This window comes from Citrobacter europaeus, assembly GCF_037482245.1.
GTDB classification, from domain to species: Bacteria; Pseudomonadota; Gammaproteobacteria; order Enterobacterales; family Enterobacteriaceae; genus Citrobacter; species Citrobacter europaeus.
The window spans coordinates 3,694,214-3,715,742 of sequence record NZ_CP148084.1; the positions used below are offsets into that span (position 1 = coordinate 3,694,214).

The following is a 21,529-nucleotide window of genomic DNA, read 5'->3' on the forward strand; positions in this document are numbered from 1 at the left end:
TCCGGGTAAGAATAAAAGAGACCAGCGAGAACGTTATTTACTGATGTGAATATCACGTAATACAGAGAGATTTCCCTGCTGAACAAACGTAAACGCAACCTTATCGCCGGGTTTAATATCATCAGCCTTCGTGTCGGCAACCAACGTAAAACGCATCGTCATGGCAGGCCAGTTCACCGCAGGAATAGGGTCATGCTTAATCGTGATTTTTTTACTGTCCCTATCAACAGCTTCAATCACTCCCGTGGCGCTAATGAGTTGTTCCTGTTGAGCCGCTGGCTGCATATCCATCATTTCGCCATGCTGATACTCATTGGCCTGAGCGTTAAACATGACCAGAGAAAAAAGGCTAAACAGCACGGCTTTGGCGGTAATATTCATAATTGATGCTCCTGAAAAGTTAATATTAAGGATTACTCCACCCAACCGCCGCCTAAGGCAGCAAACAGCTTAATTTCATTAACCTGCTGGGCGTAATTAAGATCGAGCAGTGATTGCTGCGTGGCGAATAAGGAACGTTCGGCATCCAGAACTTCGATATAGCTAACCGCGCCATTTTGATAAAGCGCTCTGGCGCGCTGTAAGGTGATTTGCAATGAGGTCAGATAACGCTGCTGACCGCGAATTTGATCGGCAATGCTTTGGCGCAATACCAGCGCATCCGCCACCTCTTTAAAGGCGTTCTGAATTTTTTGTTCGTAATTCACCACCGACTGCTGCTGGCGTATTTCGGCGAGGTCGAGATTCGACTGATTACGCCCGGCATTGAAAATTGGAATATCTATTTTGGGAACAAAATTCCACATTCCGCTGGCGGCATTAAATAAGCTGGAGAGATCGCTGCTGCTACTGGAAACTGAACTGGTCAGGGTAATCGACGGGAAAAATGCCGCCCGCGCGGCGCCGATATTGGCATTCGCCGCCATTAATCCGTGCTCAGCTTCCAAAATATCCGGGCGCTGCAACAGTATTTGCGATGACAACGATGGCGGCAGCGTTACCGGTTTAATATCCCCGCCGCTGCGCATCTGGTCGTTGGGTAATTTCCCGTACGTACCCAGCAACAGCTGCAGCGCATTGTTCGCTTGCGCCAGTTCACCTTTACGCTTCGCGATTTCGCTGCGCGTGCTTTCAATTACGCCGCGCGCCTGTTCCAGCGCCAGTACGTTGGTGCTGCCGGTCAGCAACTGTTTCTCCACAAAAGCGTATGAGCGCTGATAGTTTTGCAACGTTTCTTCGGCAATTTGCAATTGCGCATAAGCCAGACGCTGATTGAAGTAACTTTGTGACACGCTGGAGATTAATGAGATATGCACCGCCCGACGCGCCTCTTCGCTGGCAAAGAAGTTCTGTCGCTCGGCTTCACTCATATTCTTCAGCCTGCCAAAGAAATCGAGATCAAAACTGAGATTCAGCCCGGCTTCGAATTCGCGGTTGGTGCTGCTATCGCCTTTTAATTTACCGCTGTAGGTGCCGCTGGAACCTGCCGTGAGTTGCGGATAGCGGTCAGCGTCGGTGACGCCATATTGCGCTCTCGCCTCCTGAACTTTCAGCACTGCCATACGTAAATCGCGGTTATTAATCAGCGCCTCGCCGATCAGCGCCTTTACCTGGGGGTCAACGAAGAAAGTCCGCCAGCCCGTATCCTGATATCCCATCGGCGCAGAAACCAACGCATTCTGGCTTAAGGAGAATTGCTGCGGCACTGGCAATGCCGGACGCTGATAGTCCGGCGCCAATGAACAACCGGCGAGAACGAATACAGCGCTGAGGGTAAGAAGCTTAAATTTGCTCATAGTTCTTCTCGTCCTGACCGGACTGATGACCCTAAAATGTGTAGGAATTTATAGTGTTGTACTTTAACCAACTGACTCTGTTTAACCGGTGACAGGAAAATGACAAAACTGTCATTTTCCCAATAACCGATTGCTATCCGATCCCGCTTCCCTAGAATTGAAAGTCCGCACAACCAGTGCGAGAAGGAGAATGCGATGAAGGTCTTGATAGTCGAAGATGAGAAAAAAACCGGTGAATACCTGACGAAAGGCCTGACGGAAGCGGGTTTTGTCGTGGATTTAGCGGATAACGGCCTGAACGGGTATCACCTGGCGATGACCAGTGATTACGACCTGCTCATACTCGACATCATGCTGCCGGATGTAAACGGCTGGGATATCGTGCGGATGCTGCGATCCGCGAACAAAGGGATGCCAATTCTTCTTCTCACTGCGCTGGGCACCATTGAACATCGGGTTAAAGGTCTGGAATTAGGCGCGGATGACTACCTGGTTAAACCGTTCGCCTTCGCCGAGCTGCTGGCACGGGTCAGAACGCTGCTACGCCGGGGTGCGGCGGTGATTGTCGAGAGCCAGTTTCAGGTCGCGGATTTAATGGTCGATCTGCTCAGCAGAAAAGTCACCCGCAGCGGTACGCGCATCACCCTGACCAGCAAAGAGTTTACGTTGCTTGAGTTTTTCCTGCGCCATCAGGGGGAAGTTTTACCCCGCTCGCTGATCGCGTCTCAGGTCTGGGATATGAATTTTGACAGCGATACCAATGCTATCGACGTGGCCGTGAAACGTCTGCGCGCCAAAATCGATAACGACTTTGAGCCGAAACTGATCCAGACCGTGCGCGGCGTGGGATATATGCTTGAGGTTCCTGATGGCCAGTAAACGATGGCGACGCCCTTTTTCGCTGGCGACACGGCTGACATTTTTTATCAGTCTGGCGACGATCGCGTCATTTTTCGCCTTTGCCTGGATAATGATCCACTCTGTAAAGGTCCATTTCGCCGAGCAGGATATCAATGATCTACAAGAGATCAGCGCCACGCTGGAGCGGATTATTAACCAACCTAACGAGCCAGAATCACGCCGTCTGGAAACGCTAAAAAACGTGGTAGCGGGTTACTCGAACGTCATTATTTCTCTGGAAGATAGTAATCAGAAAGCCATTTTTCATTCGCCCAATGCACCCGATCTCCGGCAATTTATTTCCAGTGCAAGGCCGGATAAAAATGCCCATGCCAGCGATGTTTTTATTATCTCCGGCCCAACGCTACAAACGCCCAGACATGTCCACGGGCAGAAAACGTCGTCTAACTGGCGAATGATTCGCCTGCCTGTAGGACAGCTTACCGATGGAAAACCGGCATATACGCTGTATCTGGCATTATCGATCGATTTTCATCTGCACTATATTAACGACCTGAAAAACAAACTGATTATGACGGCATCACTGATTAGCATGATGATTGTTTTTATCGTGCTGTTCGCTGTCTATAAAGGCCATGAACCGATCCGTAACGTCAGTCGCCGCATCCAAAATATCACCTCAAAAGATTTGGATGTACGCCTCGATCCGCAAGCTGTTCCTATTGAGCTGGAACAGCTGGTAAGTTCGTTTAATCACATGATCGAGCGCATTGAGGACGTATTTAAACGTCAGTCGAACTTCTCGGCGGATATTGCCCATGAGATCCGCACGCCAATAACTAACCTCGTCACGCAAACGGAAATTGCGCTCAGCCAGACCCGCAGCCAAAAAGAGCTGGAAGATGTGCTGTATTCCAATCTCGAAGAGTTTAGTCGTATGTCGAAAATGGTCAGCGACATGCTGTTTCTGGCGCAGGCGGACAACAATCAGCTCATCCCGGAAAAGACAGCGCTTAATCTGGCTGATGAGGTGGGTAAAGTGTTCGACTTCTTCGAGGCCTGGGCAGAAGAGCGCGAGGTTGGCTTACGTTTTGAAGGACGCGCGTGCTGGGTTTCGGGCGATCCGTTAATGCTACGCCGGGCGGTGAGCAATCTTCTATCAAATGCTATGCGCTATACGCCAAAAGGCGAGTCGGTAACCGTACGGGTGAAAGAGGCGGACAGTCAGGTGCAGATAATCGTGGAAAATCCTGGCCCCCCCATTCCCCCACAGCATCTCCCCCGGCTCTTTGACCGATTTTATCGGGTAGACCCTTCGCGACAGCGCAAAGGCGAAGGCAGCGGTATTGGCCTGGCGATAGTGAAATCAATCGTCATCGCCCATCAGGGAAAAGTCTCGGTTTCATCCGATCAGCTTGCTACCCGATTTATTCTGACGCTGCCCAAGCACGCGAAATAATTCCGGGTGATGACAGATATATGTCATCACCTGTTGTCTGACACAACCGTCATAATTCAGTCACGCCGCTGACCGACCTCGCCAATTATAATTTCTTCCGTAAACCCATACAGGAGAAATATGATGAATAAGATGTCCTCTTTTTTAGCTATCGCGTTTTTTATTTCAGCTGGCGTTAATGCGGCAGAGACGTCACCCCATGCACAATCATTTTCACAAATGAATGAACATGAAAAGGCAATGGTAGTACATCAGTCGACAAATAATGCTCATTCCTATGCCCATGAGCAGCAGGCGGAAAAACACCGTGCGCAGGCAAGCTCTACACGATAACGGATAACGCCAAAGGGCGCTGCGATCACAGCGCTCTCAAAAACCATGCATTACAGTATGCCGTTTGAATACTGGAGACAGGTATGGCTTTAACCCTCACGGTATTGCTTGAAAACCGGCGTGCTGCGGGCGCGGATAAATCATTACGGGCAAAGCCTGGGTTAAGTCTGTTAGTTCAGGATGAAACCACCAGCATACTGTTTGATACTGGGCCGGACGACAGCTACATACTTAACGCCGCGCAAATGGGCGTAGACCTGACGCAATTGACCGCCGTGGTACTGTCGCACGGCCATTACGATCACTGCGGCGGCGTGCCGTGGCTTGCGGATAACAGCCGTATCATTTGCCATCCCCAAATAGCCTGCGAGCGGTACGCTTCAATAACCCTGGCAGGAACGACAAGGAAAATAAAAAAACTCTCGCGTGATAACGACTACTCTCGGCTCATCATGGAATACACCCGCGAGCCGCTAGCTATCAGCGAGCGCTTTTTGTGGTCAGGGGAAATCAGTGTCCCCACTCCACAGGCCTATGGTGTTATTAGTAAGGAGACGCCCCAACCGGATTACATCAGCGATGAAGGCGTATTGATATATAAATCGGAGCGTGGGTTAGTCATCATTACCGGATGCGGGCATCGGGGAATAGAGAATATCGTACGCCATTGCCAGAACATTACCGGCATTAATCAAATTTACGCCCTCGTCGGTGGATTTCATTTACGTGCCGCCTCCCCCGCTAAGCTATGGCGAACCCGACAATTTATTAAGCAACAGCAACCCGAAAAACTACTCGGCTGTCATTGCACCGGTTCGTGGGGGCGATTATGGCTACCGGGAACTGACGCCCCGGCAACGGGAGATGTAATTGTGCTGGCAGAGTAACGACAGTAAACATGGCCAAAACAGCAATAAAAAACGGGAACCTCGCGGCTCCCGTTTATCAGCCTTCGTTACATAGTGACAATGGCTGGCTCATCAAAGACGGTGAGTTTTGGCGCTTCACCGGTGAATTTTTCTGCGTATACCAGGCTGGTATTCCCCGCACAGCCATTCGCCAGCCTTGAAGTCGGGATATCTGCCGTCAGTACGTTCGCGCCGCCATTTTTACAGATACCGTTTTCAATATCCGGCCATGCACCTTCATGGATACAGATAATTCCCGGTTTAATGCCGTCACTAACGTGCGCCCCCACCAGCACCTGCCCACGCGCATTCCATACGCGGACCAGATCGCCTTCGGCAATCCCTCTGGCTTTCGCGTCATCCGGGTGAATGGTGACCGGCTCGCGATTGGCAATAGCGTACTCTTTGCGCAGCGACGCGTAGTTCAGCTGGCTATGCAGACGATGCGCCGGGTGCGCAGTCAGCAGTTGCAGTTGATCTTTATCCGCAGTTCCTTTCCATTCATCGGGTTCAATCCATGACGCATGCGGCGGACAATCTTTATATTGATAGCCTTCAATCGTTTTCGAGTAGATTTCTATCTTACCGCTCGGCGTTCCCAGCGCATTCATCACCGGATCGCTGCGGAAATCCGCGTAGCGCACATATTTGTTATTCTTTTCATTCTCACGCATTTCGATCAGTTTATTCTGCTGCCAGAACGCGTTGAACTGAGGCATAGCGACACGTTGGGCGCGGGCGGCTTTTTGCGCGGCATCATAGAACTGCTTCAGCCACGCCATTTCGTCTTTGCCTTCGGTGTAGACCGCCTTACCTCCCGGCTTGAGCATCTCAGCCAGATCGGCAAATACGTCAAAATCGCTGCGGGATTCAAACTGCGGCGCGATGACCTGCTTCATCGGCACCAGGTGTTGGTTACTGTAATCACCGGTCATGGTCAGATCGTTACGCTCAAACGAGGTGGTGATCGGCAGGACTATATCAGCGTGTTTGGCCGCTGCGGTCCAGTAGCACTCAGAGATGACAACCAGTTCAGGCTTCTGCCAGGCTGTAATTAAGCGGTTAGTATCCTGATGATGGGTAAAGTTAGCACCGCCCGCCCACCAGATCATTTTGATATCCGGGAAGGTTTGCTCTTTACCATTATGCTGATATTTACCGCCTGGGTTTTCCAGCGCTTCAACAATTCGCGCTACCGGCAGGCTGGTTACCGCATCGGAAACCGCCCAGTCGTTACCCGCTGATGACCCCCCCTCAATTTTGGCGGAAATTGCTGGCAATACCCCACCCGTGCGCGTTGGGTTACCGCCGTTGGAATAATGATACGAGAATCCAAAGCCGCCGCCTTCGGTACCAATTTGCCCCAGCATCGCCGCCAGAGTCACCAGCATCCAGTGTTTTTGCTCACCATATTGCTGGCGCTGAATCCCCCAACCTGCCATGAGCATGGTTTTATTGCTGGAGAAAATTTCCGCCAGTTTTTCCAGTTGCTCAGCAGGCACGCCGCACACGCCGGAAGCCCACTCGGCGGTTTTCTCTATTTTATCGCTCTTGCCGAGCAAGTATTCCTCAAACTGCGGATAACCGGTGGTGTATTTTTCCAGGAAGGCTTTGTCATGGAGATTTTTCTTCACCAGCGTATGGGCGATCCCTAACATCATCGCCACATCGGTCCCCATATGTGGCGCAATCCAGGTGGCATTATCACCAAAGAACTCAATGGTTTCAGAACGCATTGGATCGATGGCGATAACGCTTTTTCCTGATTTTTTCAGCAGATTAAAGTATTCAATCCCCTGTTCATCCGTGCTGCTCCAGGCAATTTTGAGGGTGTTGAGCGGGTTCATCCCCCACAGCACCACGACCTGACTGTGCTCAAGCACCATCGGCCAGGTGGTTTGCTGCTCATAGACCTCAACCGATCCCACGACATAAGGCATGATCACCTGCGCCGCCCCGGTTGAATAATCTCCGGTATGACCGGCGTAGCCACCGGCCATGCTCATATAGCGTTGCAGTAAGGTTTGCGCCTTATGCAGAACGCCGCTGGAGCGCCAGCCATAGGAACCGGCAAATATTGAGGACGGCCCATAGCTGCTACGGATCCGGCTATGCTGCTCATGAATGAGCTTCAGCGCCTGCTCCCAGCTCACTCGCACGAAAGGATCGTTGCCACGTTTACCATCCGCTTTACCCGGGTTTTCCAGATAGCTTTTGCGCACCATCGGATATTTAACGCGGATATTGGTATGAACCTGATCCGGCGCGGTTTGCTGTAACGAGTTCGGCACCGTTTTCGGCAATGCCCCTTTTGAGGAAACCACTTTGCCGTCTTTTACTTCCACGTATACCGCACCCCAACGTGCAGCCGTCAGAATCGCTCCGCCATTTTGGCCTTCGGCCCAGGCTGGCATTGGGATCACCGAAGAAATCGCCATTGTCCCGGTTGCCGCGCCAGCCGTCTTGATAAAGTCACGTCTTGTGAGTTTCATGATTTCTCCTGATTTATCGCTTATTTGTTCATGTCTTTAGCGTTGTACTGGAAGTAACGGCTCAGGATATCCAGTTCGGTTTCACTGATATTGGTGCGAGCGCCCATCCCTTTCGCTACTGAAGGCCAGGCGTTGAGCGTAAAATGATTCGCCGGAATTGGCGCATGGCAGCCCGCGCAATACACATTGTCGAGTTTGCGTGCGTAATCCCACATGGGTTCGCGGCTGGCGAGAGCGGAACCGCTCCATTCACCCTGCAGTACCACATCTCGCCACGCATTGCCGTAATCATCTTTTTTCCAGTCGGAGAGGATTTTCAGCGACTGCTGACCTTTTTCACTCAGGCTGGCAAGAATCAAACGCTGTCCTGCCGCGTAGTAAATGACCTGTTCACTTCCCTGCATCTGGCTCCCGCGAATCTCGACCTGTCGCGTAGTGTCCGTTGATTTCAGGACCTGCATTTTTGTTGCCGGGTAAACGGTTCCCAAATCGCCAAGCGCGGTGTTGCTTACGGCATAAAGCTCAGTTGCCGAGGCAGGAGTGGAGGCTGACTGTGCTTCAAGCCCTTTGAGCGCGCTGTCATCCATTTTTACTTCAGGTGGGAAATGGGCGACGCCTTTGTGGCAATCAATACAGGTTTGCTTTTCCGCGATGCCCATTTTGTGCATTTTCTGCGCATCTGCGCTTTGTGCGGCAAGATCCATCGCGTCCATGCTGTGACAGCTACGGCAGGTCGCAGAATCACTCGCCTTGAGCTGTGCCCAGACGGTTTGCGCCATCTCCAGACGGTGTTCTTCAAATTTTTCCGGGGTATCGATTTTTTTGGTTATGAACTGATGATAAACATCTTTTGAGGCCCGCAGTTTAGCCACCAGATAATCCAGCCCGCCTTGCGGGATATGACAATCCGCGCACTCTGCACGAATCCCTTTCTGATTCTGAAAGTGAACCGAACCGGTATATTCCTCATAGGGGGCCTGCATTGTATGGCACGATAAACAGAATTCCGTGCTTGACGTTTTGTGCAAGGTCCATTGCCCTGCCAAAACGATAACAGCCCCAAGAACAATGGACAGCAGCATCGTCCAGAGGATGGTTTTATTTATTTTTCTCATCTTTTATTCCCACAAGACGAATACTCTTTAATGGGTAGACAATAATTACCCTAACGCGGTTACTTATTGATATTCATCAAACACAGAGGGAAATGAGAATCAGCATGCGGGTAAGTTTGAAGGGGCTCGCATAATTAATGAGAACGAAATGCAAATATCAAATTTCGTTTAAAATCAGAATTTTAAACCAAACACAAGGTTGGATTAACTACTAATTTCATAAACATCAGAATAAAAGTTTGATAAATTTTAAAAGCTGCTGAAATTAACCCCTTGGTGACACTCGTTATATAATTAAATATATAATGAAAACACATAAAAAAGAACCCTTTTCTGTTTTTTGATTACACGTATTAATGAAGATATCTGTCTTGCAGTGTTGCTCAGATATACATTTATGAGCAGACTTGCGACACACGCCTTTCATTGACGCGCATTTATGCACGTAACCTTGATCTGGTCACTTATTATACAGAGCCAACTTTCGCTACACTCTGGGTAGAGGTAAACAAACAGGAGGTAGTGAATATGTATCGCTCAATTCTGGTGCCCATTGATATCTCTGAAACCGATTTAACCCGCCATGTTGTTCCCCAGGTCCAGGCGCATGCCAAAACCGCTAAGGTCCACTTTTTAGCCGTTATTCCTACCGTTCCGTTTTATGCCTCGCTGGGGCTGGCCTACTCTACCGAATTTCCGGACAGAAGTGGTCTGCAGGCCAAGGCCAGCGAAAAACTCGAAGAAATTATTAAGCAGTTCAATATTCCTGCTGGCAGGAGTCAGACTCATGTCGTTTATGGCCCGCCGAAGGACCAGATCCTCAAGCTGGCGGAAGCGGTTGACGCCGAGCTTATTGTCATCGCCTCACATAAGCCCGGTTTTAGCACATATCTGCTGGGGTCAACGGCGGCAGCCGTCGTACGCCACGCGAAATGCCCGGTGCTGGTTGTGCGGTGATAGGGTTAAAATGGGAGCGAATTTGCTCCCGTTTTTTGTGGCTTAGGCCATCACTCAGTTCTGATTATCCAGTCTGACCAACGCCAGCAACAGCTGACTCAGCGCGCCGTAGAAACCAAAGTCATCATAGCGGCGGCATTTGGCGGTGAACGTCGGTAACCAGCGTAACAGCCCCACCAGCGTTTCTCTGCGCAGTGCATCAATACGCTGGCGGCTAAGCCCCGACTCTCCGAGAGAAAAATGCAGATGGCTTAACAGTTCGATAAAAATCGCCAGATGATCGGCTGACTCGCTAAACGTATCGCTTACCTGCATGCCCGCATCAGATAACAATTGTTTAATACCCCCGTAATTCTGCCCGCCTTCCAGATGAGCCGACGCATAGGGTAACGCCGCATGTTTGTCCGACATCAGAAACAGGCTGCAAAAATCAGCCGCCAGTTCCAGGGTAGCGTCTTCGCGCACCTGAAGCGCAGCAATTTTCTCCTCCAGCAAAAGAACTTCCGCCTCAAGCGACGGTTCATCTTTTAGCACCGCGAACCACTCAGCCATTTCGCTGGCCTGTAAAAGCGCCAGGCTTTGGTCATCACGCTCCCGGGAAAACAACTGCGCCAGCCAGGCGTAAACGCAGGCTATCTGTTCTGTGGTCAGGGAAGAGCGTTTCATCATGACGTCACCTTCTCTGCCGGGACATATTCGCACTGCGCCACCATTTTTATCGGGCCGCTGAACGCCGTCACGTTATCCACTTTGCCGGTATATTTCTCAATATCCACCAGCGTAGTATGGGCGCTGGTTGCCTGCGCCAGTTGAGACGTGCCGATATCTAACGTTAACACGTTCGGATTGCCGTATTTACACAGCGCCCCGGTTTCTCCACCGTTGTCAGGATCGTACCAGGCACCTTCGTGAATACGCGCCACGCCCGGAGTGTAAAGATCGGAGACAACCGCTCCGGCCAGTACTTGTCCACGTGCGTTAAACACACGGACAATATCACCGTTGCGAATCCCCCTTGCGCTGGCATCCTGCGGGTTGATAAATACCGGCTCTTTACCACTTACCGCATAATGTTTACGTAGCGCTTCAGATTCACAAAGCTGCGAGTGCAGACGGAAATCCGGGTGAACCGATTGCAGATGCAGCGGCCAACGCTGCGACCCCGGCCCACCGTGGGAACGTTCGATTTTCTCAAACCACATCGGATGCCCCTGGCAGTCGTCATACTGCATATCGGCAATCGTTTTTGAGAAAATCTCGATCAAACCACTCGGCGTACCCAACGGCTCAAGATCGGGATCTTCGCGGAAGGCCTGATGACGAACAAACATCTGTGGATGTTCGAATTCAACATACTCCTGCTGATTCCAGAAAACGTCAAAAGCCGGGAGATGAACCCCGCGCCCTTTCCCCTGCTGGCTACCTTCCTGCCAGATCCGTTTCAACCACCCCATCTCATCCAGCCCTTCGGTGAAGGCTTCTTCACGATTAAAGCGGCGGCAAAGATCGCGGAAAATATCGAAATCATTACGCGCTTCAAACTGCGGCTGCACCAGCTGTTTCATAGCGATAATGCCGCGGTTAGAGTGGTTGCCATACTGGTCGAGATCGTTACGCTCAAACTGGGTCGTTGCGGGCAAGACGATATCGGCGAATCGACAGGTCGACGTCCACTGATTATCGATGGCGATAACGGTTTCCAGCTTACGCCAGCCTTCAACAATACGGTTGATCTGCTGGTGACGATGGAAAGGGTTAGTCCCGGCAAAAACGCACATCTTTAACGGCGGCAGCTTGACGGTTTTTCCGTTCCAGTTAATTTTTTTGCCCGGTTCCAGAATCGCATCGATAAAACGTGCGATCGGAATAGTGCTGCTGTAGCCCTTAAAATCGGTGCTGTCATGTACAGGCGCAACGGTAGTGGAGCCAGAAAATCCGCTCAGGATAACGCCTTTACGCCCCGGGGTGCCTGCGCCGTTGTAGTGCCAGCCAAAGCCAAACCCACCGCCGGGTAAGCCGATTTGTCCAAGCATTGAGGCCAGCACCACAATCATCCATGCCCACTGCTCCCCGTGCTGCATACGCTGCACGCACCAGCCGGCAATAATCTGCGTTCTGCCGCCCGCCATCTGCCGCGCCAGTTCACGAATCGTATCGGCATCAATCCCGCATATTTTTTCCGCCCACTGCGCATCTTTAGGCTGTCCGTCACTTTCGCCCAGCAAATAAGGCAGAAATTGCTCAAACCCAACGCAGTAGTTATCAAGAAAATGCTTATCGTAGAGCTTCTCGGTAAAGAGCGTGTGCGCCAGCGCCAGCTGTAGCGGCACATCAGCCTGCGGGTTCACGGCGATGTGCTTAACCTTGTCGCGGCCCAGGTAGTCGTGAGTCGAGGTGATGACCGGATCAACGCTGATAACCGAGATCTCGCCGCGCGCCACTTTGTCCTTCAGTTGCTCGTAGTATTCATAGACATCATGATCCGGACACCACCAGTTCGCCTGCTGATTTTTAATCAGGTCGGAACCCCACAGCACAATCGTTTTGCTATTTTTCAGTACCAGCGGCCAGGAAGTCTGCTGTTCATATACCTCCATTGACCCGACCACGCGCGGCAGGATCACCTGAGCAGCACCGGTGGAATAGTCGCCCCCGGTACCCACGCTGTTGCCATGCAGCGCAATGGCGCGCGCCAGCATCCCGGAAGCATTATGGAACATGCCGGTTGATTGCCAGCCGCTGGCCGTCAGCAGCGCGCTCGGACCATAGGTCTTCTGAATGCGCTCCAGCTCCTGATAGAAGAAGTCCAGCGCTTCATCCCACGAAACGCGCACAAAGCGGTTATCTCCGCGCTGTGTGGTATCGCTCTGATGGCGTTTACGCAACCAGTCGACGCGGACCATGGGATAGCGAATACGCGTGCCGCCATGTACGTGATCCGGCAGTCCGGCGATCATTTTTGACGGGTATTTATCATGCTCAAACGGTTTGGCCTCAATAAAACGGCCATCAACAACAGTGGCACGGATTGCCCCCCAGTGAGAACCGGTCAGGATCCCCTCTTTGACGCCAGCTCCCTGCACCTCTGCAGCATTGGCGCTACGGGGCGTAAGCAGAGAAGGTCCCAACATACCGGCTACGGTCAAGCCGCCCAACTGCAGTAGAAAACGTCGGCGAGATGCCTGAAAGAGATCGTTATTTTTCATTGCTTTCTCCCTTATCGCCATGCGGCTTATCCGTAGTGTCAGAGGCATTCATCTGCAAATATTTCAGCAAGGTACGTTCTTCACGTTTATCCAGACTGGTAAATCCAATCATGCCGTTCAACGTGCCAATCCAGCCGTTAGCGTCAAAGTGTTCTTTCTCTGGCGCGCCGTGGCATTGGTTACAGGTTCCGTTATAGAGCGAGTCGGCATAGGCCCAGATAGGTTTGATGTCGTTGACCATATCGCCCTTTTGCATCCAGGCGGTGGCCTGCAGCTTGCTCCACTGCGTATTCGTTTCCGCGACGGTAGTTTGCTCCAGGTTTTTCACGTGCTGCTGGATGTCACCACGAATGGAGGCCACAAAAATGCGCTTGCCCGGCAGTTGCGCCAACACGCGCTGGCGTCCGTTACTCTCGGTCCAGCCCACAATTTCAATTTGCAGCCAATCGCCATCACGCTTTAACACTTTTACTTCAGAGGCGGGTAGCAGTGAGCCAGCAGGTTCTTTATCACCCTTAGCGGCATAAATAGGCTTGATGTCCAGAGAGTAGAGCGTATCGCCATCGTCGTTCGCCCTGGCGCGTAACTCGTCAAACTGTTTGCGGAAACCACTGCTCATATCGGGAAGCTGGTGCGCGATACCTTTATGGCAGTCGATACAGGATTGGTTGTCCTTGGCCGCAATCTTCATCTGGCGTGCGGCTTCAGGATGCTGCTTAGCATGATCCATCGCATCATAGTTATGACAGGAGCGGCAGGTAGCAGAGTTGTTCTCTTTCATCCGCGCCCATTCTCGCTCCGCCAGCTCGGCGCGTTTGGCCTCGAATTTTTCAGGCGTATCTATAGAGTGGGCAACAAAGGTCTGATAAATATCGTTGCTTGCTTCCAGCTTACGCTTCACCATGCCCGGAATATCTGAAGGAATGTGACAGTCATGGCATTCTGCGCGCACTCCAGAGGCATTCTGAAAATGCGCGGACTGTTTATATTCTTCATAAACCGGCTGCATGCTGTGGCAGCTCACGCAAAACTCGGTAGAGCTGGTTAATTTGATGCCAACGTGCGGCAAAACGATCAGCGCGATACCAACCACAATCCCGATGACGACCAGCGCCAACACTGACCAACGTGCGCTCGGTCTGAGTAGCGCCCTCCAAAGTTTCCGCATAATAGCCCCTGTAATTATATGGTTTAGTTACAGAGGATCTTATTTCTCAAATGTGAACAGCAACACTGGTCAGGATGAATGGCTTACGGCAAAATGTGAACAGATATGAACAGAAAGAGACAGCAACCAGGATGTCGCATCACATTGTAATTGTTGAAGATGAACCCGTGACCCAGGCACGGTTACAGACTTATTTTGAACAGGAAGGTTATCATGTCTCTGTCACCGCCAGCGGAGCCGGCCTGCGTGAAATCCTGTCGCAGCACCCTGTGGATCTTATTCTGTTGGATATTAACCTCCCGGATGAAAATGGCTTAATGCTGACCCGTGCCCTGCGAGAACGTTCAACGGTAGGGATCATTCTGGTAACGGGCCGTAGTGACCAAATTGACCGTATCGTTGGCCTGGAAATGGGCGCTGATGATTATGTCACCAAGCCGCTGGAGCTACGTGAACTGGTGGTACGGGTGAAAAACTTGCTCTGGCGGATCGACCTTGCCCGTCAGGCGCAGCCGGAGGCCAAAGACAACTGCTATCAGTTTGCCGGGTATTGTCTGAATGTCTCTCGTCATACCCTGGAACTGGGTGAAGAAGCGATCAAACTCACCCGCGCCGAATATGAAATGCTGGTCGCTTTTGTCACCAATCCGGGGGAGATTCTCAGCCGCGAACGTTTACTGCGCATGCTTTCGGCACGACGGGTGGACAATCCAGACTTACGCACCGTAGATGTGCTGATCCGCCGTTTACGCCACAAGCTACGAGCGGATTTACTGGTGACGCAGCATGGGGAAGGCTATTTTTTAGCGGCTGACGTGTACTGATACAGATAAACAGGACGGAATCCGCCGGGTGACAGCGAGCACTTAACATGCTGGCTGTCGGCATTTTTCGGGGTGAGCACCAGGATCGGTGGGCTGATATTTTCCGACACCGGTTGCCCTTGTAATATCCTGATAGCCTGCTGAATCGCCAGTTCACCTTGCCAGACCATCTGATCGCTGGCAGCCATTATGATTCTTTCGCGTTTAAGCCCGCGATACACCTGGTGCGACAGATAAAAAGAGACTACGGTTAGCGGCGTGCCCTGATTCCGCGTCTCCCCCATGGCGGCTTCCGCAGCAATTGCCGTACCGGCCACTACGTCAACATCCGGGTGACGCTCAAGCATCTCCTGCAACAGGTTGCGCTGAACTTCAATATCATTATCCCCTAACGCCACATCCACAATGTGCACCTGACTGCCGGCAATCGCCTGGCGGAATCCTTCCACCATCTCACGACTGCCTCCGGCGTCGTCAGGCCCGGGCAATAATAAGACCTTTAGCGGTTTACCGCCGCTCCACTTAACCAGATAGCGGCCTGGCTGATACCCCATCTGAAACCACGGAACCCCAACCCGCGCCTTTACCGTCGCGTCATGGATCGCATTCACCACCTCAATAACAGGCAGCGATCCAACCTGGGTCTGCAAATCTGGAAAAGTCGTCGTGCTGCTGCCTAACAAAATGGCATCCGCGCCCCATTGCTGGCACTGAGCGATTTGAGATTTTTGCATGTTTAACTGACGATACCCTCCCGCTTCAAGCACCTTCAGGCTCACTCCGTATTTTTTCGCCGCCTCAAGCATGCCGTAATTTACGGAAAGCCAGTAAGAATCCTTCAGGCTGGGATACAGCGCGCACAGTTTCCAGATTTTGTTTGCAGTAACGTCCGTTTGCGGCGCCGGGACAGCCTGCTGGCTATCCTGCCAGCGCAGTAGTGCGGGCACGGTCGCGTGACCCAGACCGGGAAAAAGCGTGATAAGCAGGAAAACCAATACGCGCATGATAGCCTCATCATTGATAAGGCTTTATCCTAGTTGCTTTCCTCTTTTCGACTCAACCTTTTTAATCTGTGGCGACCAGACAGTGAATTTATCTCTGACCAAACGACTGTGGATAGGCTTTGCGCTGATGGCGGCGCTGACCCTCATGAGTACGCTGGTAGGCTGGTATAACCTGCGTTTTGTCAGCCAGGTTGAGCAGGCCAATACCCAGGCGCTGATCCCGACCATGGACATGGCGCGCCAGCTCAGCGAAGCCAGCGCCTGGGAACTGTTTTCCGCGCAGAATCTGACCACCGCAGATAATGAAAATATGTGGCTGGCTCAGGGGCGTATGTTAACCGCCCAAAGTCTGAAAATAACCGCATTACTGAAAACTCTTCGCGAACAGGGCTTTGATACTTCGTCCATTGAAGAACAGGAAAAAGAGATCGCCCAGTCGTTAAGCCATCAGGGGGAAATGGTTGGCGAACGGCTGAAACTGCGCGAGCAACAGCAACAACTCAGCCAACAACTTGTTGAGGCTACCGCCAACGTTGCCGAAATGGCGCGCGGGCAGGCCAGTAATGCCGCCACCTCGGCGGGCGCTACGCAGGCAAGCATTTATGATTTAATTGAAAGCCATCAGGGGCAGGCGGCTGAACACGCTCTCGACAGGCTTATCGATATTGATCTGGAATATTATAACCAGATGAATGAACTGCGCCTGAGCGCGCTACGCGTGCAGCAAATGGTGATGAATCTGGGGAATAACCAGGCGCAGAATAACCTGGCGGCGCTGGAAAACCAGCTGAATGCCGCCGTCAGAGTGCTTCACCGCCGACAAATACGCATTGAAGATCCGGTGGTACGCGCTCAGGTTGCCGACGCAATAAATTCAATTAGCCGTTATGTCGATCTGCTGGCCCTGTATCGTCAGGACAATGACATTACTACCCGCTTACAGATCTTATCGCAAAACAATATCGAGCAATTTACCCGTTTCAGTAGCGAAGTCAGTCAGTTGGTGGGAATCATCGGCCAACGCAATCAGACCGGGCTGGCGCATCTCAAACAGGCCAGCCAGCGCGGGCAAACGCTGCTGCTGCTGTTAGGTGCGGTATCATTATGCTTGTTAATTCTCATTCTTTGGCGCGTGGTTTACCGCTCGGTCACGCGTCCGTTGGCGCAGCAAACCCAGGCGTTACAGCGTCTGCTTGAAGGTGATATCGACTCCCCATTTCCGGAAACCGCAGGCGTTCGCGAACTGGACACCATTGGGCGGTTGATGGATGCCTTTCGCGCCAGCGTTCACGCCCTGAATAGCCACCGCGAACATTTGGCCGCTCAGGTTAAAGCGCGCACCGCCGAGCTGCGGTCGATGGTGTCTGAACATCGGCTGGCACGTGCGGAAGCCGAAAAAGCTAACCAGGCAAAATCGGCGTTTCTTGCCGCCATGAGCCATGAAATACGCACCCCGCTATACGGAATCCTCGGCACTGCGCAGTTGCTCTCAGACAATCCCGCACTGGCGCAGCATCAGGAGAATCTGCGCGCAATCACCGACTCTGGCGAATCTCTGCTGACCATCCTCAACGATATTCTTGACTATTCCGCCATCGAAGCGGGCGGAAAAAATGTGGCCATCGGTGATGAACCCTTTGAGCCCAGGCCATTGCTGGAAAGTACGCTTCAACTCATGCACAGTCGCGTTGCGGGTCGCCCGGTCGCATTGATTATGGATTTTGCCGACGACGTACCCGACTCCTTACGCGGCGATCCGCGCCGCATCCGGCAAATCATAACTAACTTATTAAACAACGCACTGCGCTTTACCGATCGGGGGCACATCATCCTGCGTAGTCGGTGTGAAGGCCAGGATTGGTACATTGAGGTTGAGGACACGGGATGCGGGATTGATCCTGCCCGTCAGGGCGACATTTTTCAGCCGTTTGTTCAGGTAAGCGGTAAACGTGGGGGAACCGGACTTGGACTCACCATCAGCGCCAGCCTCGCGCAGGCGATGCAGGGAGAACTCAGCGTCACCAGCACACCAGGGGTAGGAAGCTGCTTTCGTTTGCGTCTGCCATTACGGGCTGGCGCGATGCCGGTAGCGAAATCCGTTCCTCGAGCGATATCATTACAGGGTTTACGCATACTGCTTATCGAGGATAACCCTCTCACGCAGCGCATCAGCACAGAAATGCTCACCCTCAATGGCGCACAGGTTACCGCTGCCGACAATGCCGCAGCGGCACTAACCATACTGCAGCAAGACGCCCATTATGATGCCGCCCTGGTTGATTTCGGTCTTCCGGATATCGACGGCATCACGCTGGCGCAGCAGTTAACCTGCGCATACCCAATGCTAAATCTGATAGGCTTTAGCGCGCACGTCATCGACGAAACGCTAAACCAAAGAACCAGTACCCTGTTTCTCGGCGTTATTCAAAAACCGGTTCCCCGGGATGAACTCAGTCGGTTAATTATGCATTATTTTCACGGTTACGCGCCTCTCCCGGTTGCATCAGAAAATGACAACAAACGGTTAGATACCCAGCAATTAGCCGGAGATATTCAGCTAATGGGATGGCAAAAGGTACACGAATGGTTAGCGCTCTTTAAGCAACATACCCTTCCTGTATTAGATGAGATTGATAATGCGCGCGCAGCACACGATCGCGAGAAGATAAAAAGTCTGGCGCATCAGCTAAAAAGCAGTTGCGCCAGCATGGGAATGCGTTCTGCCAGCAGCGTTTGTGCCGCACTTGAACAACAGCCGTTAGCTGATTTTTCACTCAGGGAGGAGGTACAACTCAGTCTTAAGGAAGTGGAAACGTGGTTGGAAAAGGAAAATTCATCGCAATTCGCTGAAGCTGGACATCTGAAGTGATGTTTAGATGGTACGCCCTGTAGGATTCGAACCTACGACCTACGGCTTAGAAGGCCGTTGCTCTATCCAACTGAGCTAAGGGCGCATTGCGAAGTGATTACTTCATGCAGATGAAACGCGTGAATTATACGGTCAGCGCTTGCTGAGTCAATGCCTTTTGTTTCGGTTGCTGGCGAAGTGTACGAATGTTGATTTTTTCTGCTCGTTCAAGGGTATCCAGGAAATCACCTGGTAACAACTCAGCCCGCAAAACGTCAGATTTAGGGATACATGTATTTAGAATATTTATGATTTTGCTTAACATTCCTTTATCCCCTCTCCCGTGGTTCAGGAACTCTTTAATGTTAAGTATCGCCATCAAGGAAGAAAACAGTCACTTCGAACATGGACTGAAAATCATCATCTCCCATCTGGCAAATCAATGGCACCAGGAGATTTGCTTTTTACCCGTCGAAGATATCGATCGCGCTGACATCGCGTTTATCTCCTTGGATGAAGATTGGCTCAGCGCCGATTGCTACCAGGTTCCTGTCCACACCAGGCGCCAACACCGGGTGGTCATCTGTAGCAAAAACGATAAAGATAAGCTGATGTTCCGACCCTGCTTGTACATGCTGCCACTGATTTATCGGGAAGATGACGTAGACGAGATAACCAAAAAACTGGTTCTCATCCTGCAAAAACGCGCGCTGCGCAATAGCGTGCCCGCAACTATCTGCCATTACTGCACCACTCGTAACTTTTCTATCGAAGAACGTCAGTTCTTAATGTTTCTCGCCAGTGGGTATACCTTAGCCGAAACGGCTCACCTGCTCTCGGTAAGCGATCTCCAGGCCAAAGCTACCCGCCGCAGCATTATGAAAAAGCTGCATGTGAAAAACGATCAGCAATTCTTAAGATACATCCGCGCACATCTGAACTTTCTACAAAATTAGTCGGAGTAGTTCTGCCTAATTTTTATTGAGAAATATCTCATCGTCGATTAAGTATCGGCTCCTACTGTACCTGGCTTCAGGCTGCCAGAATTATCGAGCCATACTATTTCCGGGGTAACAGAAAGACATACCCGGTAATATTTTATCTAATCTCAGAGAGAGGCTGAACTGGATAAAACAAGCTTTTGGGCATTGAGTAAGACATCAGAAAACTTCCGGCAGATTATTCTGATGGGATACGCAATTGCCAGTCTGATGATTGTTGAAGCACTGAAACCCAACGGCACAAGTAAACTCACCTTTGCGCTGGCAAAAGTTTGGTTCAGCGATGTTTGTAGTCAGCAATTTATCCAGACCTGCCGCAACAGAAATGGAATGGAAAAGGATGCACAGCGCAAAACGCCGGGACCGCTATCGCCGTATACGAAACGCTAACTGTACCTGGCAATATCCCCACTGTACCTCACAGGTATTTGACCGGCTCGAGTATCTGGCGCAAAAACTCGAATACACATTACCGGACGACACTATATCTCAGGCGATAATTACGACAGACTACTATCTGGCCTATGCGCTGAGCCGGCATTTATTTTCAGGCACTCGCACGGGGATCTTCCAGAGCGTTGAATCGGCGTTGCTCAGCATGCAAGAGCCGGTAATTAGCCAGTTAGTGATTGACATAGAAGGCTTAACAACTCCTTATTTCGATATACTTGAAGGTCTGCGTCAATTAATTAAGAAGCGTAATGACATTCAAATCTTCATAATGCTATCGAATCGCGATGAAGACCTTACCTCTTTTATTTCACTGTCTGGTCCATTTTATATCTTGTCACGCAATTTACGCCTCCCGGAGATGCGTCACGCCTTATTATATCCGGCTCTAAACTATATTCATTCCAGGCGCATAAACCAGCTCGATTGGGAGATGATTGCCTTACTTTTACAAGGTAACTCATTAAAAAAGATTGCATTGTTACAGACTCTCCCCTACCACCGCATCATCTATCGTCTGAACAAGTTGATTACGCGCCTGGGATTGCCCAGCAGGCAACGCTTCTTACATCTGATACATCGCCTCAACGTTACCTCTCCTCATTTTAATTAACACCATAACCTCCTGTCCCATAAGATTTTTTAAGAAATTACTTATTCTTGAATAAGAAAACAGATCTAATTTTTACAAAAATTTAATATTTACAACTATTCCTGGTATTATGTCTGGTGCGACTGTCACAGTAAACCTTACAGATTCTGTGCATTTCAATATAAAACCACCTTAATGCCGCCTTAACAAAACCTAAACAATTAGTTTATCATATCGTTTTTACTGTTTAAAAAAAATTTTCAATCTGCCATAATTCGAACTGCAGATAAATAATGCCAATAGCCATTAAGACACCTGGATCTTTCAGAACATCCTAACTGACATTAACAACCGGGATGTTGTAAGTCTTTTCCGAAAGAACAGAGCAGGTATAATCCCCACAGTTTCCTGATTAATTGTTAGTTTTCCCGGTGTGAAATGGATTTTCCACAAATTCATTGTTCTGCAGAAGAACAACCGAATAAACAAGGATGAAATAATATTTATTCGGCTCT

General features: G+C 50.9%; 19 protein-coding genes and 1 tRNA gene. 10 read left to right on the forward strand and 10 right to left on the reverse strand.

Going from position 1 to position 21,529, the window contains the following annotated elements; translation table 11 throughout:
- Positions 1-33 precede the first annotated feature (33 nt).
- Both cusF and WHR59_RS17445 read right to left on the reverse strand, forming a co-directional pair.
- On the reverse strand, positions 34-381 hold the full coding sequence (gene cusF, locus WHR59_RS17440) for a cation efflux system protein CusF (RefSeq protein WP_338843334.1): 348 nt from the start codon (positions 379-381) through the stop codon (positions 34-36).
- A 32-nt stretch (positions 382-413) separates the two neighbouring features.
- Positions 414-1,796, reverse strand: a complete 1,383-nt coding sequence (locus WHR59_RS17445) for an efflux transporter outer membrane subunit (RefSeq protein WP_043015500.1) — start codon at positions 1,794-1,796, stop codon at positions 414-416.
- A gap of 195 nt (positions 1,797-1,991) precedes the next feature.
- Between WHR59_RS17445 and cusR the strand changes: the two genes are divergently transcribed.
- From cusR to WHR59_RS17465, 4 genes are all read left to right on the forward strand, one after another.
- The gene (cusR, locus tag WHR59_RS17450; protein ID WP_338843335.1) at positions 1,992-2,675 is read left to right on the forward strand and encodes a copper response regulator transcription factor CusR; all 684 of its coding nucleotides are present in this window, start codon (positions 1,992-1,994) and stop codon (positions 2,673-2,675) included.
- Positions 2,665-4,116: a Cu(+)/Ag(+) sensor histidine kinase gene (locus WHR59_RS17455; protein ID WP_087051605.1), complete on the forward strand. Its 1,452-nt coding sequence runs from the start codon at positions 2,665-2,667 to the stop codon at positions 4,114-4,116. The genes cusR and WHR59_RS17455 overlap by 11 nt, the downstream gene beginning before the upstream one ends.
- A 123-nt stretch (positions 4,117-4,239) precedes the next feature.
- On the forward strand, positions 4,240-4,449 hold the full coding sequence (locus WHR59_RS17460; protein ID WP_047412863.1) for a hypothetical protein: 210 nt from the start codon (positions 4,240-4,242) through the stop codon (positions 4,447-4,449).
- Between the two features lie 83 nt (positions 4,450-4,532).
- The gene (locus WHR59_RS17465) at positions 4,533-5,336 is read left to right on the forward strand and encodes an MBL fold metallo-hydrolase (protein WP_047412866.1); all 804 of its coding nucleotides are present in this window, start codon (positions 4,533-4,535) and stop codon (positions 5,334-5,336) included.
- A gap of 68 nt (positions 5,337-5,404) precedes the next feature.
- On the opposite strand, the gene WHR59_RS17470 is transcribed toward WHR59_RS17465, so the two are convergent.
- Positions 5,405-7,849, reverse strand: coding sequence for a trimethylamine-N-oxide reductase 2 (locus tag WHR59_RS17470; protein ID WP_043015495.1), 2,445 nt, complete (start codon positions 7,847-7,849; stop codon positions 5,405-5,407).
- A gap of 20 nt (positions 7,850-7,869) precedes the next feature.
- The gene (locus WHR59_RS17475) at positions 7,870-8,964 is read right to left on the reverse strand and encodes a NapC/NirT family cytochrome c (protein WP_181634006.1); all 1,095 of its coding nucleotides are present in this window, start codon (positions 8,962-8,964) and stop codon (positions 7,870-7,872) included.
- Between the two features lie 528 nt (positions 8,965-9,492).
- Here WHR59_RS17475 and uspF point away from each other — a divergent pair.
- Positions 9,493-9,921 (forward strand): universal stress protein UspF, encoded by a 429-nt coding sequence (gene uspF / locus WHR59_RS17480; RefSeq protein WP_003021923.1) that lies wholly within the window; start codon positions 9,493-9,495, stop codon positions 9,919-9,921.
- A gap of 54 nt (positions 9,922-9,975) precedes the next feature.
- On the opposite strand, the gene torD is transcribed toward uspF, so the two are convergent.
- The 3 genes from torD to torC are packed head-to-tail and all read right to left on the reverse strand — an operon-like array spanning position 9,976 to position 14,295.
- Positions 9,976-10,590 (reverse strand): molecular chaperone TorD, encoded by a 615-nt coding sequence (torD, locus tag WHR59_RS17485; RefSeq protein WP_338843336.1) that lies wholly within the window; start codon positions 10,588-10,590, stop codon positions 9,976-9,978.
- Positions 10,587-13,127 carry a trimethylamine-N-oxide reductase TorA gene (gene torA / locus WHR59_RS17490; protein ID WP_338843337.1) on the reverse strand — a complete coding sequence of 847 codons (2,541 nt, stop codon included), beginning with the start codon at positions 13,125-13,127 and terminating at the stop codon, positions 10,587-10,589. Before torA ends, torD begins: the two co-directional genes overlap by 4 nt.
- On the reverse strand, positions 13,117-14,295 hold the full coding sequence (torC, locus tag WHR59_RS17495) for a pentaheme c-type cytochrome TorC (RefSeq protein WP_043015490.1): 1,179 nt from the start codon (positions 14,293-14,295) through the stop codon (positions 13,117-13,119). Before torC ends, torA begins: the two co-directional genes overlap by 11 nt.
- A gap of 131 nt (positions 14,296-14,426) precedes the next feature.
- On the opposite strand from torC, the gene torR reads away from it, so the two are divergent.
- A complete protein-coding gene (torR, locus tag WHR59_RS17500; protein ID WP_043015489.1) occupies positions 14,427-15,119 on the forward strand; it encodes a two-component system response regulator TorR in 693 nt (230 codons plus the stop codon).
- On the opposite strand, the gene torT is transcribed toward torR, so the two are convergent.
- On the reverse strand, positions 15,092-16,123 hold the full coding sequence (torT, locus tag WHR59_RS17505; protein WP_043015488.1) for a TMAO reductase system periplasmic protein TorT: 1,032 nt from the start codon (positions 16,121-16,123) through the stop codon (positions 15,092-15,094). The genes torR and torT overlap by 28 nt on opposite strands.
- 82 nt (positions 16,124-16,205) lie before the next feature.
- Here torT and torS point away from each other — a divergent pair, with 82 nt between their 5' ends.
- Positions 16,206-18,992 carry a TMAO reductase system sensor histidine kinase/response regulator TorS gene (gene torS, locus WHR59_RS17510; protein ID WP_338843338.1) on the forward strand — a complete coding sequence of 929 codons (2,787 nt, stop codon included), beginning with the start codon at positions 16,206-16,208 and terminating at the stop codon, positions 18,990-18,992.
- 8 nt (positions 18,993-19,000) lie between these two features.
- Here the strand turns inward: torS and WHR59_RS17515 are convergent.
- Positions 19,001-19,077, reverse strand: a tRNA-Arg gene (locus WHR59_RS17515).
- A 39-nt stretch (positions 19,078-19,116) separates the two neighbouring features.
- The gene (locus tag WHR59_RS17520) at positions 19,117-19,296 is read right to left on the reverse strand and encodes a hypothetical protein (protein ID WP_043015487.1); all 180 of its coding nucleotides are present in this window, start codon (positions 19,294-19,296) and stop codon (positions 19,117-19,119) included.
- Between the two features lie 37 nt (positions 19,297-19,333).
- On the opposite strand from WHR59_RS17520, the gene fimW reads away from it, so the two are divergent.
- From fimW to fimY, 3 genes are all read left to right on the forward strand, one after another.
- Positions 19,334-19,927, forward strand: coding sequence for a fimbria biosynthesis transcriptional regulator FimW (fimW, locus tag WHR59_RS17525; protein ID WP_043015486.1), 594 nt, complete (start codon positions 19,334-19,336; stop codon positions 19,925-19,927).
- A 231-nt stretch (positions 19,928-20,158) separates the two neighbouring features.
- Positions 20,159-20,362 carry a hypothetical protein gene (locus tag WHR59_RS17530; protein ID WP_181634008.1) on the forward strand — a complete coding sequence of 68 codons (204 nt, stop codon included), beginning with the start codon at positions 20,159-20,161 and terminating at the stop codon, positions 20,360-20,362.
- The gene (gene fimY, locus WHR59_RS17535) at positions 20,313-21,035 is read left to right on the forward strand and encodes a fimbria biosynthesis regulator FimY (protein WP_043015485.1); all 723 of its coding nucleotides are present in this window, start codon (positions 20,313-20,315) and stop codon (positions 21,033-21,035) included. The genes WHR59_RS17530 and fimY overlap by 50 nt, the downstream gene beginning before the upstream one ends.
- Positions 21,036-21,529: the final 494 nt, after the last annotated feature.

What these genes read in the sequence shown, in the direction of transcription:
- torA (WP_338843337.1), bottom strand. Translation starts at nt 13,127, where the DNA reads ATGAAAAATAACGATCTCTTTCAGGCATCTCGCCGACGTTTTCTACTG.
- cusR (WP_338843335.1), top strand. Translation starts at nt 1,992, where the DNA reads ATGAAGGTCTTGATAGTCGAAGATGAGAAAAAAACCGGTGAATACCTG.
- WHR59_RS17455 (WP_087051605.1), top strand. Translation starts at nt 2,665, where the DNA reads ATGGCCAGTAAACGATGGCGACGCCCTTTTTCGCTGGCGACACGGCTG.
- torT (WP_043015488.1), bottom strand. Translation starts at nt 16,123, where the DNA reads ATGCGCGTATTGGTTTTCCTGCTTATCACGCTTTTTCCCGGTCTGGGT.
- torR (WP_043015489.1), top strand. Translation starts at nt 14,427, where the DNA reads ATGTCGCATCACATTGTAATTGTTGAAGATGAACCCGTGACCCAGGCA.
- WHR59_RS17445 (WP_043015500.1), bottom strand. Translation starts at nt 1,796, where the DNA reads ATGAGCAAATTTAAGCTTCTTACCCTCAGCGCTGTATTCGTTCTCGCC.
- WHR59_RS17460 (WP_047412863.1), top strand. Translation starts at nt 4,240, where the DNA reads ATGAATAAGATGTCCTCTTTTTTAGCTATCGCGTTTTTTATTTCAGCT.
- torC (WP_043015490.1), bottom strand. Translation starts at nt 14,295, where the DNA reads ATGCGGAAACTTTGGAGGGCGCTACTCAGACCGAGCGCACGTTGGTCA.
- WHR59_RS17530 (WP_181634008.1), top strand. Translation starts at nt 20,159, where the DNA reads ATGGGATACGCAATTGCCAGTCTGATGATTGTTGAAGCACTGAAACCC.
- torD (WP_338843336.1), bottom strand. Translation starts at nt 10,590, where the DNA reads ATGATGAAACGCTCTTCCCTGACCACAGAACAGATAGCCTGCGTTTAC.
- fimY (WP_043015485.1), top strand. Translation starts at nt 20,313, where the DNA reads ATGCACAGCGCAAAACGCCGGGACCGCTATCGCCGTATACGAAACGCT.
- fimW (WP_043015486.1), top strand. Translation starts at nt 19,334, where the DNA reads ATGTTAAGTATCGCCATCAAGGAAGAAAACAGTCACTTCGAACATGGA.
- uspF (WP_003021923.1), top strand. Translation starts at nt 9,493, where the DNA reads ATGTATCGCTCAATTCTGGTGCCCATTGATATCTCTGAAACCGATTTA.
- WHR59_RS17520 (WP_043015487.1), bottom strand. Translation starts at nt 19,296, where the DNA reads ATGTTAAGCAAAATCATAAATATTCTAAATACATGTATCCCTAAATCT.
- WHR59_RS17475 (WP_181634006.1), bottom strand. Translation starts at nt 8,964, where the DNA reads ATGAGAAAAATAAATAAAACCATCCTCTGGACGATGCTGCTGTCCATT.
- cusF (WP_338843334.1), bottom strand. Translation starts at nt 381, where the DNA reads ATGAATATTACCGCCAAAGCCGTGCTGTTTAGCCTTTTTTCTCTGGTC.
- WHR59_RS17465 (WP_047412866.1), top strand. Translation starts at nt 4,533, where the DNA reads ATGGCTTTAACCCTCACGGTATTGCTTGAAAACCGGCGTGCTGCGGGC.
- WHR59_RS17470 (WP_043015495.1), bottom strand. Translation starts at nt 7,849, where the DNA reads ATGAAACTCACAAGACGTGACTTTATCAAGACGGCTGGCGCGGCAACC.